This is a genomic window from Microbispora sp. H11081 (assembly GCF_012999535.1).
Lineage (GTDB): Bacteria > Actinomycetota > Actinomycetes > Streptosporangiales > Streptosporangiaceae > Microbispora.
Map to the genome: position 1 here is coordinate 332547 of NZ_JABBWV010000003.1, position 16354 is coordinate 348900.

The following is a 16354-nucleotide window of genomic DNA, read 5'->3' on the forward strand; positions in this document are numbered from 1 at the left end:
GGCCGGTCCGTAGGGACCGGCCGTTCGCCGTCTGGGGTGAGTGATGGGACTTGAACCCACGACATCCAGGACCACAACCTGGCGCTCTGCCAGCTGAGCTACACCCACCATGTCCGCCGTTCGAGGCGTACGAAGAAAGTGTAGCGGCATCTCGGAGTGCTTCGCGCCCCAATACCGCCGCGTCCGGGCGGGCGGTCAGGGGCCGGAGACGGCCTCCGCGACCTCCCGCGCGGTGGCGGAGTCGGGGCCGGGCTGCGGCACGAAGACCGCGGCCCGGTAGTAGCGCAGCTCCCTGATGCTCTCGGTGATGTCGGCCAGCGCGCGGTGGCCGCCCTGCTTCTCGGGGGAGGCGAAGTAGACCCGGGGGTACCAGCGGCGGGCCAGTTCCTTGATCGACGACACGTCGACCATCCGGTAGTGCAGGAACGCGTCCACCAGCGGCATGTCCCGGGCGATGAAGGCGCGGTCGGTGGCGATGGAGTTGCCGCACAGCGGCGCCTTCTTGGCCTCCGGCACGTGGGAGCGGATGTATTCGAGCACGACGGCCTCGGCCTCCGCCAGGGTCACCCCCGACGAGAGGGCCCGCAACAGACCCGAGGACGTGTGCATCTCCCGCACGACCTCGGACATCTGCTCCAGCGTCTCCGCGGGGGGCTTGATGACGACGTCCACGCCCTCGTCGAGCTGGTTCAGCTCGCTGTCGGTGACCACGCAGGCCACCTCGATCAGCGCGTCCTGGCCGAGGTCGAGCCCGGTCATCTCACAGTCGATCCAGACCAGCGGGTCAGTCATGGCTCAAGAGTAATGCTCGTGCCTGATGGGACGTCACCGAGATTCGAGCGAGTCCGTCACGCGCTTGATGATCGTCTGGTCCAGGTTGTCGGGCACCGAGACGTACAGCATCGCGGGACGGGCGTTCAGGCCGCGGTCCACGAGGACGATCGCGCCCTTCTCCTTCTTCCACTTCAGGCCGCCGGCCTCGGCGACTTTGGTGAAGTCCATCTCGAACTCGATCACCCAGCCCTGCTTGCCGCTCACGGTCGTGGCCTCGCTGCGCAGGATCTTGCGCTCGTGCTCGATGCCGTAGAAGAGCGGGTCGTAGGCGAGCAGCAACGTCTGGGACAGCTCCCCGAAGCTCTCCGGGCCGCTGTAGGGGAAGATCTGCGGCACCTCGGCGGTGTAGACGCTGCCCACCCAGTCGCCGCCCCTGCCGTCGTAGTTCGCCTGGGACGTCATGTGGCAGCCGCTCGTCCACAGCGGCATCCTCGGGTCGGACGGGTCGTTGACGTTCTTCGACTCCGGCACCTGCCACTGGTCGCCCGGGTACGCGTACGACAGGCCGGTCACGGAATCCTGGATGCGGCCATCGGACGGCTGGGGGAGCTGGGGCAGCGGCGGCGCGGACTCCGGCACCGGCCGGGGCGGCACGGTCTGGTCGAGCTGCGGCGCCGTCGCGGTGACCTCGGGCCGGGCGATACCCGAGCCCGCGCGGTCGCGCAGGAGGACGACCGCGCCGCCGATGACGAGCGCGAGCACGACCACCGCGGTGACGCCGCCCACGATCCACGGCCAGACCGGCGCCTGACGCCGCGGAGCGCCGAAGTCCGCCCCGGGAAGCGGCCCCGGCTGGAACTGCCCGCCCTGGAACTGGCCGCTCTGGAACTGGCCGGCTTGGAACTGTGGCGACTGGAACTGCGGCGTCTGGAACTCTGCTGTCTGGGACTGGGCCGTCTGAGACTGGGCTGTCTGGAACTGCGGCTGCGGCGGCGCCCCGGCCGCCTGCTCGGGCGCGTGGGTGGCGTCGGTCCACTGGGTGCCGTCCCACCATCGAAGGAGGGGGGAGCCGTACGGGTCCGGATACCAGCCGGCGGGGGTCGTCGTCATGTCCGCCACACTAATGAAATCAGCATTTGTAGGTGAAACTTGCCTTGTCCTGGATCGGGTCCCCGGTCGTCGTGGGGGACAGGACCCGCAGTGTGGCCGTGCCCTTGAAGGATCCCGACCCGGTCACCTTCCAGTGCAGGGGAAGGTTCACCGACGTGTCTCCCGAGGAGATCCGCTGCTCCTGCTCCAGCGGTTCGGGGTTGTCGCTGCGGATCCAGAGGTAGCGGATCGTCCCGGCCCCGCCGTTGGTCGTGACGACGCCGGTGAAGTCGGCTCTGCCGTCGCAGCGCACCGTCTTCTTGGGCGCCTTGACGTCGACTTCGCTGACCGCGAGCGGCGGGGTGGACGACTGGCGCAGCCAAAGGATCACCACGGCGATCAGGATCGCCAGCAGGAGGGTGCCCGCCCAGGCCGTCGTACGCTTGCGGCGCCGACGGGGAGGGGTCGCACCGGAATGCGTGGCGGTGACGGCGGCGGAGGTCTGCCCCGACCGCCAGATCTGCGCCGCCGTGGTCTCGGTGGGAACTCCCGGCCCGAATCGCATCATCACGTCGCCGGGGTCGTCCACGGAGCCGGGCAGGTCGAGCAGGGTCACGGCCTCTCCCTGCGGAGAGCCGGCGGCGACGGGGACCACGGGGGTCGGCGGAGACGAGGGGGTCGGGGGAGACGCGGGCGCGTGGAGGCCGTCCGCGGCGCGGGCCAGTCCTTCCCTGCCCAGGCCGGGGAACGCCTCACGCTCGGCGAGCAGGGCGTCGCGGACGGCGGCCAGTCCGTGGGCGGGAGCGGCGGTGGACGCCCATCCGAGCACCGCCGCGGCACGGTCCCTGGCGCAGGTGGCGGCCAGTGTGCCGGCGAGCGAGGCCCAGGCCGCGACGTCCTGCTCCGCGCTCGCGTGCTCGTCCCTGATCGCCCGCAGCAGGCCGCGTTCGGCCAGCAGCACCGAGCCGTCCTCCCCGATGACGACCGTCCCGGGGTGCAGCGCGCCATGGGCCAGCCCCGCGGCGTGTACGGCGAGCAGCGCCTGCGCGGTCTCCAGGAGCACGGTCGCCGCGCCGCCCGCGTCCAGCAGGCCGGCGGCCATCAGGTCGGCGACGGAGGGAGCCGCCCTGGTCGTGATGAGCCAGACCTCGTCGCGCGCGGCCACGAGGTCGATCACGGTCAGCAGGCCGATCGGCCCGCCCCGCTGGAGACGCACGTCGGCGCCGACGGCCGCCACGAGCCGTTCACGCGCCTGGGCCGTGGCGACGGCCCGGGGATCGAATCGCAGCACGCCGGACCGCCGCCCGTCGGGGGAGACGGCGTCCGCCCAGGTGCCGACCTCGCTGCTCCGGGTGCGGCCGGTGAGCCGGTGTCCCGCGACAGTCACGCCTTCACGCATCTACCGCCGCCTTCGGTGTCATCCGCGTCTCCGCGTCGTCCGCGCACGCGTCCCTGGACAGTGTGGCGGGAACGAGGCCGGTCGTCACCAGCCTTCATCACCGCGGTGGCTCTGCCTCCGGAGACGGGTCGGTGCCGCCCTGCGTCGGGGAGGGCTGGCTGCTGGGCTGGGTCGTCGGCTGGGTGGGCGGCTTGCTCGTCGGGGTGGGGTCGGCCCGCCTGGTCGGGGTGGTGTTCTTCGGCGGGTCCACCGTGACCGTGGGATCTTCGGAGGGCTCGGGGTCGGGCGAGGGCTTCGGCTTCTGCGTGGGCTTCTTGGTCGGCGTGGGATTCGGCTTCGGCTTCGGCGAGGGGGTGGCCCTGGAGGTCGGCCTCCGGGTCGCCGTGGGCTGCGCGACCGGCGGCTGCGCCGCGCCCTGACTGGGCTTGCCGGTCGCCGCCTGGCTCGGGGAGGGCTTGTCCGGTTTCTCGGTGGGCTCGTCGGAGGGTTCGTCCGCCGGGGGCGTCTCCGGCTCGGCCTCGACGTCGATGGACGAGGGGTCGACCGCGGGCGAACTGGGCGTCTCGATCGTCGTCCCCGCCTGCAGGGTGGTGCCGCTCACGGTCTGCACCAGCGCCACGGTCCCACCGGCGATCACGACCATGCCCGCCAGGGTCAGGCCGATCTTCATGCGGGTCTGGGCCAGCAGGCCGCCGAGCTTCGTCTCGGCCAGCGCGGTGCCGGTCTCCGGGGCTGCCTCCTTCAACGGGAAGAACGGCACGAGCAGCCCGGCGAGCGCGGCGAGCCGCCGCCGTCCACGCTCCTCCCAGGCGGGGCCGTACGCGCCGGCGGCGACGGTCTCGAGTGCCCGCAGGAACTCCTCGGCCGACGCGAACCGGTCCTCGGGCCGCTTGGCCATGCCGACCTCCACGAGGTCGCGCAGCGGGGGCGGCACCTCCTCGACCGGAGGCGGGGTCGCCTGGTGCTGGCGGGCCAGCGCGGCCATGTTCTGCGCGCGGAAGGGCCGGCCGCCGGTGAGGCACTCGAAGAAGACAACAGTGGCGGCGTAGACGTCGGTCGCCGGTCCTGCCTTCCCGCCCGCCCACTGCTCCGGGGCCATGTACGGCGGCGTCCCCGCCGCCTTGACCCCTTCGCCCGCCTGCGCCGCGATGCCGAAGTCGACGAGCTTGCTGATGCCGTCGGCCTCGACCATGACGTTCTCGGGCTTGTAGTCCCGGTGGACGATGCCGATGGAGTGGGCGGCGGCCAGGGCGAGCAGCGAGCCCTTGAGCACGGTGAGCGCGGCCTCGGGGCCGGTCGGGCCCTCCGAGCGGAGCATGGCGCGCAGCGAGACGCCGTCGACGAGTTCCATGACGATGGCCGCGCCGCGCGCGGTCTCCACGTACTCGTAGAAGCGCACGGAGTGCGGGTGGGGGTCCATCGCGGCCAGCAGCCGGGCCTCGTGCCGGAACCTGGCGACGAAGTGGAGGTCCGCCATCATCTCGTCGGACAGGTACTTGATCGCCACCGGGAGGTCGTCCGCATCGTGCCGCGCGAGGACCACGCGCCCGGCGCCCCCCGTGCCGAGCTCACGGATCTCCGTGTAGCCGGGGACGCGCCAGGCGCCTGTCTGGCCGTGCATCACGGTGTGTCTCCTCATCGCCTGGGGCCCCCGCCGAATGACGAGACCGTAGCTTAGTGACGGCCCCGCGATTACGATGAAAAGTCACGATTTAGTCAGACGGCATTGTCAGGGGCGTTCGCGTCATCTGATGCACGGGCCCGTACTCCGGGTGAGTGTGGCAGCGCCGCCCGCCGCAGCCGGTGACGTCGACGCGGTGACCGCGTAGGAGTCGCAGGGCCATTGGGCGTAGGTGTACATGGCCGTGACGGTGTAAGCGGTCTTGCCCGACAGGCTGTAGGACGTGGTCGCGGCCCTGGAGCCGCCCGTCATCCAGGCGAGGTCGAGCCGCACCGCGGAGGTGTTGCCCGTGGTGACGGCGACGGTGGCCGTGGCCGTCGTTCCGCTGATGGACAGGCTCTGCACACGCACCTGGCTGACCGAGGCGGGGCAGGTCACCTTGACCGAACTCGACGCCGTGCCGCTCGGGGCCGCGGGGTCGGTCGAGGCGCCGAACGTGACGCTCTCACCGCAGGGGCGGCGAGAGAAGGTGTACGACAGCGTCCGCGTGTAGGTCCTCGCTCCGGACAGGCGGACCGTCGTCGTGCCGCCGCCCGCCGAGGGCGCGGAGAACTTGCCGGTGAGATCGACAGGGCCGGTGCCGTCGGTGGTCACGGTCACCGTGGCCGTCGCGACCCCGGTCGAGGACACGGCCGGTGTGCCGGCCTTCACCGAGGTGACGGAGGTCGGGCAGGCCGGGGCCTTCGCCGTGGCGGCCTGGGCGCCGCCCGGCGCGGCCGGGCCGGTGGCGACGCTCATGCCCCAGGTGCCCGAGCAGGCGCGGCCGAGATCGCCGGAGACGGTGCGGGTGTAGGAGGTCGCGCCGCTGAGGGTGAGCGTGCGCGTGGCGGTCACCGCGCCGTTCACGGTGAAGCGCACGGTCAGCGTCACCTTGCCCGGCCCGCTGGTCTTGACGGTGACCGTTCCGGTGCCGGTCGCGTCGTCCTTGCCGGCCCCGGCCTTGTACGACAGCCCGCCCACGCCCAGGTCCGAGACCTTGAGCGGCGGGGGAGAGGGCGGGGGAGAGGGCGACGGAGACGGAGACGGCTTCGGCGAGACCTTGGGGGAGACCTTGGGAGATGGCAGGGGAGAGGGCAGAGGAGACTGCAGAGGAGAGGGCATGGGCGAGGACGCCGGGGCGCTGGTCGTGGGACTGGGCGTCTCCGTGACCGCCTCCTCCGACGGCGCCGCCGAGGGGGATTCCGAGGGGGTCTCGTCCGGGCTCTCCTCTGGGCTCTCTGGGCTTTCCTCGGGGGCGGCCTGTGACGCTGTTCCCTGCGACGCCGTTTCCTGCGACGCGACGGTGCGGGTTCCGGACGAGCCGAGGGCGTACGCGCCGACGCCGCCGGCCGCGACCACCAGGAGCACGGCCCCGGCGGTGAGCAGGACGCCCTTGCTCCGCACCGACCGCAGCACCGTGGTGAACAGCGAGGAGCCGGTCTCGGCGGGACGCACCCGGTCCAGCGGGAACGCCGCGGCCAGAGCGGCGGCGAGCGCGGCCAGCCTGCGGCGGCCCCGCTCCTCCCACGCCGGGCCGTACGCCGCCGCGGCGGCCTCCTCCAGTTCGGCGACGAACGCGGCGGCGCCTGACGGCCGCAGCGCGGGGTCCTTCGCCATGCCGCGCGCGACCAGTCGCCGCAGCGGCCCGGGGATCTCGTCGAGGGGCACGGGCGCGGTCATGTGCATGTGGCGCAGCACGACGTGCTCGGTCGCCCGGTATGGCCGGTGCCCGGTCAGGCACTCGAAGAAGACCGCTGTGGCGGCGTACACGTCGGACGCCGGTGAGGCGGTCGCGCCCGCCCACTGCTCCGGGGCCATGTACGGCGGGGTGCCGGCGGGGGCGGGGGATCCGCCGGCCCGCACGGCGATGCCGAAGTCGGCGAGCTTGCTCGTCCCGTCGGCGGCGACCAGCACGTTCTCCGGCTTGTAGTCGCGGTGGACGACGCCGGTCGCGTGTGCGGCGGCCAGGCCGAGAAGGGAGCCCTTGAGGACGGCGAGCGCGGCCTCGGGACCGGTCGGGCCCTGCTCGCGCAGCAGCGCCCGCAGGGTGGGACCCTCGACCAGTTCCATGACGATCGCGGCGCCCCGCCCGGTCTCCAGGTACTCGTAGAGCCGCACTACGTGCGGGTCGTCCAGCTCGACGAGCAGGCGGGCCTCCTGCCGGAAACGGGCGACGAACCCCCCGTCACGGCGCAGGTCCTCCGACAGGTACTTGATCGCGACCGTGGCGCCGGACTGCTCGTGGACGGCGAGGACGACGCGGCCGCCGCCACCCGCGCCCAGCTCGCGCGTCACCCTGTAACCGGGCACATTCCAGTGCTCGGCGGAACTCATGGGGCCTCCCAGATCGATCGGTCGGCCACAGTGTCGTCGAGGCCCCTTGCAACGCGCTTACAAATGCGGCCTATCGGTCGAGAATGTGCGCGGGGACGGGGATGCCCGGGGTGAGGCGCGGGTCGGGCTCGGGGGCGCCCCACGCGACGGTGAGCGGCAGCACGCCCGCCCAGACCGGCAGGTCGTAGTCCTCCTCGTCGTCGATCGGCGGCCCCTGCCGCACCTTGACCGACGCCTCCTCAAGCGACAGGGCGACGACGGCGGTGGCGGCCGTCTCCTTGCGGCCCGGCGGCCGTACGGCGTCCCACTGGCCGGGGGCGAGTTGCTCGGTGATGGCCCGCAGTCCCGCGAGCTGTTCCTCTGGGTCGTCCACCAGCCGGGCGAGGCCGTAGACCATGGCGGAGCGGTAGTTCACCGAATGGTGGAAGGCGGAGCGCGCCAGCACGATCCCGTCGAGGTGGGTGACGGTCACGCAGACCGGGGTGCCGAGCGCGGCGCGCAGCGAGGTCGCGCCGGTGGACCCGTGGAGATAGAGCGTGTCGCCGATCCGTCCGTAGCCGGTGGGGACGACCATCGGGGCGCCGCCCGCCAGCACGCCGAGATGGCAGATCAGGCCGGTGTCCAGGATCGCGTACAGCTCGGCGCGGTCGGTGCGTGCCCGATCTTTGGAGCGGTTAAGGGTCGTACGGGCGGTTGTGGAGAGCATGTCCGATACGGTAGGCGGAAGTGGACCGGTGGAACACGTCCACTCGACACCCATATGGAGAGACCACTTTGCGCCCGACCATCGATGTGCCCCTGACGCTGGATCGCGAGTCAGGGGTGCCGCTCGCCGTCCAGGTGGCCGTCCAGCTGCGGGAGGCCATGCGCACCGGCGGGCTCAGGGCGGGGGAGCGGCTGCCGTCCACCCGGGGGCTCGCCACCCTGCTCGGCGTCAGCAGGACCGTCGTCACCGACGCGTACCAGCAGTTGTACGCCGAGGGGTGGCTGGACGGGCGGCACGGCTCCGGCACGTACGTGGCCGACGAGGCGCTGCCGTACGAGAAGGCCGAGGGGCGGGACGTCCGGGCGCGCCGTGCGGTCCACCGGGAGGAGGCGCCCCCGGGGATGGTGGATCTCCGGCCGGGGCGGCCATGGGTGTTCGGGTACGACAAGGCGGCCTGGCGGCGGGCGTGGCGCTCGGCCGGCCAGCTCCCACTGAACGCGTTCCCCGACCCCTACGGTCACCCGGAGCTGCGCGAACTGCTGGCCGAACACCTGCGCAGGGCCAGGGCCGTGCCGGTGGGCGCGGGCAACGTGATGGTCACCAGGGGCACCGGCAACGGCCTGGACCTGATCGCGGCCACGCTGCTCGGCCCGGGGACCAGGGCCGGGGTGGAGGAACCCGGCTGGCGGGCGGCCCCGCGGATCTTCGCCTCCCGGGGCGCCGAGGTCGTGCCATGCCCGGTGGACGAGCAGGGCGTGATCGTCGAGGCGCTCCCCGACGACCTGCGCGTGCTCTACACCACTCCCGCGCACCAGTTCCCGGTGGGCGGCAGGCTGCCGATCCCGCGCAGGGAGAAGCTGCTCGCCTGGGCGCGCAGGACCGGCGCGATCATCGTCGAGGACGACTACGACGCCGAGTTCCGCTACGACGTCGCGCCGCTGCCCGCGCTCTACGGGCTCGACCCCGGCCGGGTGGTGCTGCTCGGCACGCTGTCGAAGTCGCTCGGACCCGACGTCGGGCTCGGCTGGCTGGTCGCCCCCGCCGTCCTGCTCGACGCCGTCGCGGAACGCCGGGGCCGGCTCGCCGACCGCACGTCGGGACCGGTCCAGCGGGCCGTGGCGACCCTGCTGGAAGGCGGCGACCTCGACCGGCACCTGCGCAGGATGCGGCTGGAGTACGCCCGGAGGAGGGCGGCCATCGTCGAGGCGCTCGGGCCGTACGTGCGGGGCGACACGGCCGGGCTCCACGTCATGGTCGCCCTGCCCGCCGGCGTGGCCCCCGGCCTCGTGCGGGAGGCCGGGGAACGCGGAGTGCTCCTGGACACGACCGAGGCCCACCACCACGGGCCGCCTCGGGTGCACGGTCTCGTGCTGGGTTACGGCTCGGCCTCCCGCGCCGACGTGCGGCGCGGGTGCGCGGTGATCCGGGAGCTCATACCTCCTGGAGCAGCCTGAACGCGCTGCCGGGCAGCGGGACCTCCAGGTTGAGCGCCTCCTCGCCGATGATGCGGGCGATGTCGATCGACCCGGGGTCGCCCTCCCGACTGCCTGGCACCTGGGAGTGGCCGAAGTGCCCGCCCCGCGCCCACAGCCGTTTACTGCGCTCGGCGGCCATGGAGTGCGGGTAGGGCAGCGGAGGCCCGGCCGGCCAGCGGCGCGGCACCTCCCAGGAGTCGAGCCAGGCCAGGATGTCGTCCAGGCCGTCGAGCTTGGTATCGGTGAACGGTTCCCTCGCCGAGCCGATGACTTGGATCTGCACGCAGACCCGTCCGTTCCTGCCGCGGTCGGCGGCGAGACCGCCGGCCGCCCTGGTGGGTGGCAGCGACTGGACGATCTCCCCGGTCACCGGGTTCCACACCAGGTGGGATGGCCGGTGGAGCTGGAGCAGTCGCTGGGCGACGGACCTGGCCGAGACCCCGTGGGGATCCGCGGGCCAGATGAACCAGACGGTCCTCGGGGCTCCTCCGAGCATCGTTCCGGAGTCCCCGGGGGAGGGAAGTCGGCTTGCGCCGGGCAGCCATGCTTGGGCCACAGTGCCCCCTCAAATCCTCGGTCGCGTCGTTTTTCCCCTTTCAAACTTCGGCTGACACCTCGCTACTCAGGATTGTTACTGGCGGGCGCCAAATTTCCCTCGATGGTGTAACAAGTGATGGCGTTGTGACGGATGCGGCCAAACGGATGCGGCCAAACGGACGCGGTCAGGGAGTGGGGCTCGCCACGGCGTCGGCCTCCGGTGGCGGGGTGCCGTCGGATCTGCCCGGTGGCTCGGCGGAGGCCGTGGGGCGTGAGGTCGGGTCGGGCAGCGGGTCGGCCCCGCCGTTGCCCTCCTGGCCGGTCCAGCTGACCCGGCAGGAGGGCCGGCCCGCCGAGGACTGGAATGTCACCACACCCGTGCCCGGAGTCCCCGGATCGGCGACGGCGAGCGTGACCCGGCCGCTCGCCCCCGCGCGCAGCCTGCCCTGTCTCGGGGAGACCGAGATCCCGCCCGAGGCGGTGGCCGTCCACTCGATCACGGCGCCGCGCGCGGCCAGGGTGATCGACGAGGCCGTGGCCTCGCCCAGGTCTCCCGGGCACAGCGCCGTCAGGGCCGGCCTGGGGGCGCGCTGCGTACGAGGGGGGGTCGGCCGCGACCGCCCCGAGGGTGCGGTGGGGTGCGGTGGGGCGGTCGCGGCCGATTGGGGGGGATCGTCTTGTGGGGCCGGTGTCTCGTCCGCGGGCGGGTCGCTCTCCTCCGGGCCGAGCACCAGGTCCTCGTCGACCGGATCCTCGGTGGCGGGATCGTCGGGAGCGGGTTCGGCGGGGGCGGACGCCGGGGGCACGCGTGTCGCCTCGAGACGCTCGGCGGGCCCCTGCCCGGAGACCAGCGCGAGCCCGCCCGCCGTGCCGAACACGCAGACGGCGGCGAGCATGACGGGGGCGGCCCGCAGCGGGCGGGAGCGGGGCCGCCCGCGCCGTCCCCTGGCCCGTGTCCCCGTGTGTGGCCCTGTGTGTGGCCCTGTGTGTGGCCCTGTGTGCGGCCCCGTGTGTGCCCCCGTGTGTGTCTCGGCCCGTGCCTCCGCCTGTGACGGCGTGGGTCCGGGCGCGGGCGCGGGGAAGCCGCGCCGGTCGAGCAGCGCGGTCGCACCGTCGCGGGGGTCGGCGCGGGGGTCGGCGCGGAGCGCGGACTCCACCACCCGGCGGCGCAGCGAGAGCGGAGGATAGGCGACGGGGATCATGTCGAGCAGCCGCCCTGCCGACACGTGCCTGCCCCGGCCCTCGCGGCAGATCTCGCAGGTCGCGATGTGTTTGCTCAGGCGTTTGCGCAGGGGAGCGGCGAGGGGGCCGTCCTGCCAGCTTGCGCCGACGCCGTGGTCGACGATCGCGGACAGCCGGGGGCAGTGGGCCCGGCCGGACCTGGCCAGCACGAGGGCCGCGGCGGCGTTCTCCAGGTGCTCGCGGGCCCGGGTGAGCCGGGATGTCACCTGCCGGGAGGCGAGCCCGAGGACCGAACCGATCTCGGCCGGTGACAGGCCGTGCCGCAGGGCGAGTTCGAGCGCCTCACGCTCGCTGTCGCCGAGTTCTCCCAGTGCCTCCCGCACCAGCGCGGCGAGCGGGGGATCCGCGGACTCCTCCACGGTGACGACCGGGCCGTCGCCCTTGGCCGCGGTCCCGCGCCTCGCGGTGCTGTGGAACCGGGTCAGCGCGTACAGCCAGGCCCGCAGCCGGGCCGGCTCCTTCAACCGGTCGGCGGAGCAGGACGCGGCGACGAGCGCGTCGTGCACCGCCCGCGCGGCGGCGTCGAGGTCGCCGAGCAGCGTGTACGCGTAGTCGCTCAGCCGGTCGGCGTACGCGTCGTACAGCGCGGCCGGGGTCTGGGCGTCTCCGCCCCCGCGCCGCAGCGCCTCCAGCAGTCGGTGGTCGTCGGCTCGCCCGACGCCGGGCCATTCGGGCAACGAACATTCCTCCCGTACGACGGAACCTGGTCTCGCCGGTCCCCACACGTGTGGGACGCCGTCCCGGCCGGGCTCGTTTACGGGTCGCGAGGCCATGCCCAACGGGCATGACCTGCGAAAACGGATGCTCCTGCTACTGCAGTCTGCGGGCGATGCCCTTGAGGAAGATGTTGCGAATCTCCAGCACCGTCTGCGGGAAGTAGGCCGCGCCGCCGGTCGCCTTGGCGATGGAGGTCATCTGCGTCCTGTCCTCGTCCTTCTGGGTGTTGTACGAGATGATCAGGAGGCTCACGGGCCGCTTCGGGTCGTATGCGTCCTTCAGCTTCCGCAGGATCTCGGCGTTGGAGATGCCGCCGTTCGGGTCGTCGTTGCCGACCCCGTCGGTGAACAGCAGGATCGTATGGACCTTGTCGGGTTCGTACTCCTTGGTCATCTTCTGGTACGCGGCCCACAGGGTGTCGTTCAGGCCGGTGTTGCCCGTGGGGATCGCCTGCGCCTTCCGCAGCGCCTGGGCGATCACCTCCCGGCGGGTCACCCCGTTGATCTGCTGGGCCAGCGGCCCGATGTGCACGAGGGGCTTCCAGTCGACGCCCTCGCCGTTCATGTTGTCGGAGAAGGCCCAGATGCCGATCTCGGCCTTGTCGGGGAACAGCTTCAGGCCCTCGATGCTGATGTCGGTGATCGCGCGCATCCGGGTGATGCCGGTCTTGTCGGCGGGCAGCGCCATGGTGCCGGAGACGTCGATCAGGGCGAGCATTTTCGTGCCCAGCTTGATCTGGTGCCAGGCCTGGGACAGGCGGGTGACGGTCGCGGCGTCCGGCGGCGGGATCACCGCCGGCTTCTTGGCGCTGACGCCGTTGTCGGCCTTCAGCAGCCCCCCGCCCACGCCGTCGGGCGTGCGGAAGCCGTAGTCCTGGATCGTCTTCCTGCCGCGGGGCGAGGTCACCTCGGTCGCCAGCGCCTGGGCGGCCTTGCGCGTCGTGGCGTCCTTCGCCGTGATGATCATTGGGTAGTCGAGGCTGATCGTGCCCTCGGCGGGATACAGGGCGACCGCCGGGTTCGAGGGGGTCGTCGTCGTGTTGTACGACCAGACGGACTGCTCGGACGTCACGCCCACCGGGATCCGGGCGGCGGCCTTGGTCAGCGTGGCGAACATGCTGTCGGTGGTCGACACGGTGGACTCCGACATCCGGCGCAGCACGCCGACGAGCGTCTCCTCGCCACCGCCCGCCTGCTTGAGCACGGCCGCCCCGGCGAGCAGCGCGCCGAGCCCGGCGGCGTTCTGGGTGGGGTCGAGCGCGAGGACGCGCACCTTCCGCGCGAGGCCGTCGGGGTTGGCGGCGTTCGCCGCGCTCATCAGGCCGGTCCAGCTCGGGCTGAAGGCCGACTGGAGCTTGTCCGCGCCGGCCTTGGACGCGGCCAGCACGACGGGAGTGCTGGCGGCGCTGCCCGCGGGCTTGGGCGCGTCCTTGACGCCGCTCAGCCACAGGCTGGAGTCGGGGATCCACAGGTCGGGGTCCAGCTTGCCGCTGGTGGGCCCGGTGCCCGCCATGGCGTTGGCGACGTCGGCGGGCTGGGCGGACTTGACGGTTACGGCGACGCACTTGCCGTCGACGGCCCTGCCCGACTTGGCGAACCTGGTGGCGATCTTCTGGACGGCCGGGTGGATGTCGGGGGAGGCGACGACGGACAGCTTGACGGTCTCGCCCGCGCAGCCGGGTCCCTTGTTCACGACCACGTACGCCGCGACGCCGAGGAGGACGGCGAGGGCGACCGCGCCGGCCAGCGGGACGAACACCGTCCCCCGGCTCGCACGCCGCCGTGGCGGGGGCTCGTACCGGGGGTCTGAGCCGCTGTCGAGTTCGTCTGTGCGGTGCCGTCCCACGGTGCCATCTCCGGGTGTCAACTGGCCGTAAACAGGTTTACGGCACGATACTGGCAAAAGCCGCAGTATGCGCCTTATGTGCACGGGAGGGTGTGGGAGGGTCCCGCGCAGGCCGCGTACCCTTGGCTCGTGGTCATCCCGGTCGAGGACGCCGCCGATCCGCGCCTGGCGGACTACGTGCGGCTGCGCGACGTCGATCTGCGCAAGCGCGTCGAGAGCGAGCATGGGCTGTTCGTCGCCGAAGGCGAGAAGGTCATCAGGCGGGCGATCGGCGCGGGCCATCCGGTGCGCTCGGTGCTCACCACGGCCAGGTGGCTCGACGTGCTCGCCGACGTCGTCGGGGAGGCCACCGTCTACCTCGTCTCCGACGAGGTGATGGAGGGGGTCACCGGCTTCCAGGTCCACAGGGGCGCGCTCGCCGCGATGGAGCGCACCCCGCTTCCGCCGGTGGGCGAACTGCTCGCGAACGCGGGGCCGCGGATCCTCGTCCTGGAGGACCTGGTCGACCACGGCAACGTCGGGGCGATCTTCCGCTGCGCGGCGGCGCTCGGCGTCGGCGCGATCGTGCTCTCGCCGCGCTGCGCCGACCCCCTCTACCGCAGGGCCGTCAAGGTGTCGATGGGAGCGGTGTTCGCGATCCCGTACGCCCGGATGACCGAATGGCACGGCGGCCTGGCGGAGCTCAGGACGGCCGGGTTCCGCCTGCTGGCGCTGACGCCCGACCAGTCGGCCGTGCCGCTGGACAAGGCCCCGCTGTCCGGCCGGGTCGCGCTGATGCTCGGCTCGGAGGGCGACGGCCTGTCGTCCCACTGGCTGCACGAGGCCGACGAGCCCGTCTGCATTCCCATGAGCGCGCGGGCGATGGACCTCGGCGTCGACTCGCTGAACGTGGTGGCCGCCGCGGCCATCGCCTGCCACGGCCTGCTCAGGGGAGTGTGACCCCCTCGACCGGTTCCCCGCCGGCTTCCTCCGCCGCTTCCTCGGCGGCTTCCTCGGCGGCCCAGTCGAGCAGCCTGCGCGCCGTGGCGAACCTGGCCTTGTCACCGCGCTCGCCGAGCACGACCCCCACGTACGTGCGCCCGTCCACGACGGCGGCGAACGACAGGCAGTATCCGGCCTGGTTGGTGAACCCGGTCTTCAGCCCCACCGCGCCGTCGGCCAGCAGGTCGTTGGTGTTGCGCCACACGTGCCTGCGGTGGAGGGCCGTCTTCCCGACGACCCGGGTGGGCGTCCTCGCGACGGCCGCGATCACGGGGTCGCGCAGCGCGGCCAGCGTCAGAGCCGCCTGGTCGCGGGCGGTGGAGTAGCCCTTCGACGGCAGGCCGTCCGCGTTGGCGTAGCGGGTGTCGCGCAGGCCGAGGCGGCGGGCCGCGTCGTTCATCCTGGCGACGAACCTGGTCGTCCCCGGGCCGTACCGCCGGGCGAGGGCGTGGGCGGCGTCCGCCCCCGAGGGGAGCATGAGCCCGTAGATCAGGTCGCGCACCGTGAGCCGCTCGCCCGGCCGCAGCCCCGCCGTGGTGGCCCCGCCGGACACCGCGTGCCTCACATCGGCGTCGGTGATGGTCACCACGTCGTCCAGCCGGGCCTGCCGCCTGACCACGTAGGCGGTCATGACCTTGGTCAGGCTCGCGATCGGGACCCGGCGCGTCTCGCGCTTGGCGAATTGGACCGTTCCCGTCGTGGTGTCCACCAGGAAGGCCTCCCGTGCCGTGACGGACGGCCCCCGGCCGGAGGCGGTGGTCGTCGCGCTGGTCGTCGCGGTGGTCGCAGCGCTGGCCGTCGCGGTGGTCGCAGCGCCGGCCGTCTCGGCCCGCGCGGGCGCGGCGGCGGTCCCTGCCGTGACGAGGGCGGCGACCAGCGCGATGAGTACCCCGTTACGCATCCCGCCATGATCGCACGGCTTCGGGCGCGGCGGGCTCGCCCGCGGCCGCGCGCCTCCCGCGGCGGCGCCGTACGAGCAGGGCGGCGGCCACCACGGCGACGAGGGCGGCGGCGGCCAGCGCGGGGGACCGGGCCGCCAGCGACAGCCAGGCCCACAGGAGCGAGTAGAGGCCGAACGACGTGACCGGCACCCAGGTCAGGCAGCCGAGCGCGCTGGCCACCAGATACCAGCGGTAGTCCACCCGCAGCGCCCCGGCCACCCACGGCAGCGTGTGCCGGAGGCCCGGCACCCAGAAGCAGCCGTACACGGCGAGCGCGCCCCACCGGCGCACCACGTTCTCCACGCGCTCGATCCGCTCACGGCCGATCCTGCGCCCTACCCGCGAACGGTAGAGCGCCTCGCCGAGCCTGCGGCCGACCCAGTAGTACACCTGGAACGCGCCGAAGAGGGCGACGGCGCCGACCGTGACGACCAGCCACAGGGGCAGGCCGAACACGGAGGCCGCCGCCGGGTCTGGGATCCGCACGCGCTCTCACCGCCGGTCGTCGCCATCGAGCAGGCAAGCCTCACCTTAACGCCCCGGAGTGCGCCGTTTGCAAGCCGATGTCAACCAGTGGGCAATCCGTCACCCGTACATAAGAGGAGACGAGGTGATGGGTTCGCGACGCGACAGGGGCCTTCGCGAACTCTGCCT

13 protein-coding genes and 1 tRNA gene are annotated in these 16354 nt (G+C 72.9%); 2 read left to right on the forward strand and 12 right to left on the reverse strand.

Translation table 11 applies throughout. The features are described from left to right. Positions 1-32: 32 nt before the first annotated feature. The 7 genes from HHX31_RS11140 to HHX31_RS11170 form a co-directional block, all read right to left on the reverse strand. Positions 33-108, reverse strand: a tRNA-His gene (locus HHX31_RS11140). Positions 109-195: 87 nt separating this feature from the next. Beyond that, on the reverse strand, positions 196-792 hold the full coding sequence (gene orn, locus HHX31_RS11145) for an oligoribonuclease (protein ID WP_169947856.1): 597 nt from the start codon (positions 790-792) through the stop codon (positions 196-198). A gap of 33 nt (positions 793-825) precedes the next feature. Beyond that, complete coding sequence (locus tag HHX31_RS11150) at positions 826-1884, reverse strand: DUF2510 domain-containing protein (protein ID WP_169947858.1); 1059 nt, start codon at positions 1882-1884, stop codon at positions 826-828. A gap of 19 nt (positions 1885-1903) precedes the next feature. Beyond that, positions 1904-3262, reverse strand: a complete 1359-nt coding sequence (locus HHX31_RS11155) for a hypothetical protein (RefSeq protein WP_169947860.1) — start codon at positions 3260-3262, stop codon at positions 1904-1906. Positions 3263-3359: 97 nt separating this feature from the next. Next, positions 3360-4883 carry a serine/threonine-protein kinase gene (locus HHX31_RS11160; RefSeq protein ID WP_169947862.1) on the reverse strand — a complete coding sequence of 508 codons (1524 nt, stop codon included), beginning with the start codon at positions 4881-4883 and terminating at the stop codon, positions 3360-3362. A gap of 123 nt (positions 4884-5006) precedes the next feature. Then, on the reverse strand, positions 5007-7256 hold the full coding sequence (locus HHX31_RS11165; protein ID WP_169947864.1) for a serine/threonine-protein kinase: 2250 nt from the start codon (positions 7254-7256) through the stop codon (positions 5007-5009). 70 nt (positions 7257-7326) lie between these two features. Then, entirely contained in the window at positions 7327-7962 is a 636-nt protein-coding gene (locus HHX31_RS11170; RefSeq protein ID WP_169947866.1) for a pyridoxamine 5'-phosphate oxidase family protein, read from the reverse strand. 68 nt (positions 7963-8030) lie between these two features. Here HHX31_RS11170 and HHX31_RS11175 point away from each other — a divergent pair, with 68 nt between their 5' ends. Further along, on the forward strand, positions 8031-9416 hold the full coding sequence (locus HHX31_RS11175; protein WP_169947868.1) for a PLP-dependent aminotransferase family protein: 1386 nt from the start codon (positions 8031-8033) through the stop codon (positions 9414-9416). Here HHX31_RS11175 and HHX31_RS11180 read toward each other — a convergent pair. The 3 genes from HHX31_RS11180 to HHX31_RS11190 form a co-directional block, all read right to left on the reverse strand. Then, positions 9394-9933 carry a hypothetical protein gene (locus HHX31_RS11180; RefSeq protein WP_169947870.1) on the reverse strand — a complete coding sequence of 180 codons (540 nt, stop codon included), beginning with the start codon at positions 9931-9933 and terminating at the stop codon, positions 9394-9396. The genes HHX31_RS11175 and HHX31_RS11180 overlap by 23 nt on opposite strands. Positions 9934-10159: 226 nt before the next feature. Next, the gene (locus HHX31_RS11185) at positions 10160-11893 is read right to left on the reverse strand and encodes a sigma factor-like helix-turn-helix DNA-binding protein (protein ID WP_169947872.1); all 1734 of its coding nucleotides are present in this window, start codon (positions 11891-11893) and stop codon (positions 10160-10162) included. A gap of 133 nt (positions 11894-12026) precedes the next feature. Continuing rightward, positions 12027-13778 carry a substrate-binding and VWA domain-containing protein gene (locus tag HHX31_RS11190; RefSeq protein WP_311931734.1) on the reverse strand — a complete coding sequence of 584 codons (1752 nt, stop codon included), beginning with the start codon at positions 13776-13778 and terminating at the stop codon, positions 12027-12029. 129 nt (positions 13779-13907) lie between these two features. Here HHX31_RS11190 and HHX31_RS11195 point away from each other — a divergent pair, with 129 nt between their 5' ends. Beyond that, the gene (locus tag HHX31_RS11195; protein WP_169947876.1) at positions 13908-14717 is read left to right on the forward strand and encodes an RNA methyltransferase; all 810 of its coding nucleotides are present in this window, start codon (positions 13908-13910) and stop codon (positions 14715-14717) included. On the opposite strand, the gene HHX31_RS11200 is transcribed toward HHX31_RS11195, so the two are convergent. After that, positions 14704-15660 (reverse strand): D-alanyl-D-alanine carboxypeptidase family protein, encoded by a 957-nt coding sequence (locus tag HHX31_RS11200; RefSeq protein WP_169947878.1) that lies wholly within the window; start codon positions 15658-15660, stop codon positions 14704-14706. The genes HHX31_RS11195 and HHX31_RS11200 overlap by 14 nt on opposite strands. After that, positions 15653-16186 carry a VTT domain-containing protein gene (locus HHX31_RS11205; RefSeq protein WP_169947880.1) on the reverse strand — a complete coding sequence of 178 codons (534 nt, stop codon included), beginning with the start codon at positions 16184-16186 and terminating at the stop codon, positions 15653-15655. The genes HHX31_RS11200 and HHX31_RS11205 overlap by 8 nt, the downstream gene beginning before the upstream one ends. Between the last annotated feature and the right edge of the window lie 168 nt (positions 16187-16354).

What these genes read in the sequence shown, in the direction of transcription:
- HHX31_RS11165 (WP_169947864.1), bottom strand. Translation starts at nt 7,256, where the DNA reads ATGAGTTCCGCCGAGCACTGGAATGTGCCCGGTTACAGGGTGACGCGC.
- orn (WP_169947856.1), bottom strand. Translation starts at nt 792, where the DNA reads ATGACTGACCCGCTGGTCTGGATCGACTGTGAGATGACCGGGCTCGAC.
- HHX31_RS11155 (WP_169947860.1), bottom strand. Translation starts at nt 3,262, where the DNA reads ATGCGTGAAGGCGTGACTGTCGCGGGACACCGGCTCACCGGCCGCACC.
- HHX31_RS11150 (WP_169947858.1), bottom strand. Translation starts at nt 1,884, where the DNA reads ATGACGACGACCCCCGCCGGCTGGTATCCGGACCCGTACGGCTCCCCC.
- HHX31_RS11170 (WP_169947866.1), bottom strand. Translation starts at nt 7,962, where the DNA reads ATGCTCTCCACAACCGCCCGTACGACCCTTAACCGCTCCAAAGATCGG.
- HHX31_RS11200 (WP_169947878.1), bottom strand. Translation starts at nt 15,660, where the DNA reads ATGCGTAACGGGGTACTCATCGCGCTGGTCGCCGCCCTCGTCACGGCA.
- HHX31_RS11160 (WP_169947862.1), bottom strand. Translation starts at nt 4,883, where the DNA reads ATGCACGGCCAGACAGGCGCCTGGCGCGTCCCCGGCTACACGGAGATC.
- HHX31_RS11180 (WP_169947870.1), bottom strand. Translation starts at nt 9,933, where the DNA reads ATGCTCGGAGGAGCCCCGAGGACCGTCTGGTTCATCTGGCCCGCGGAT.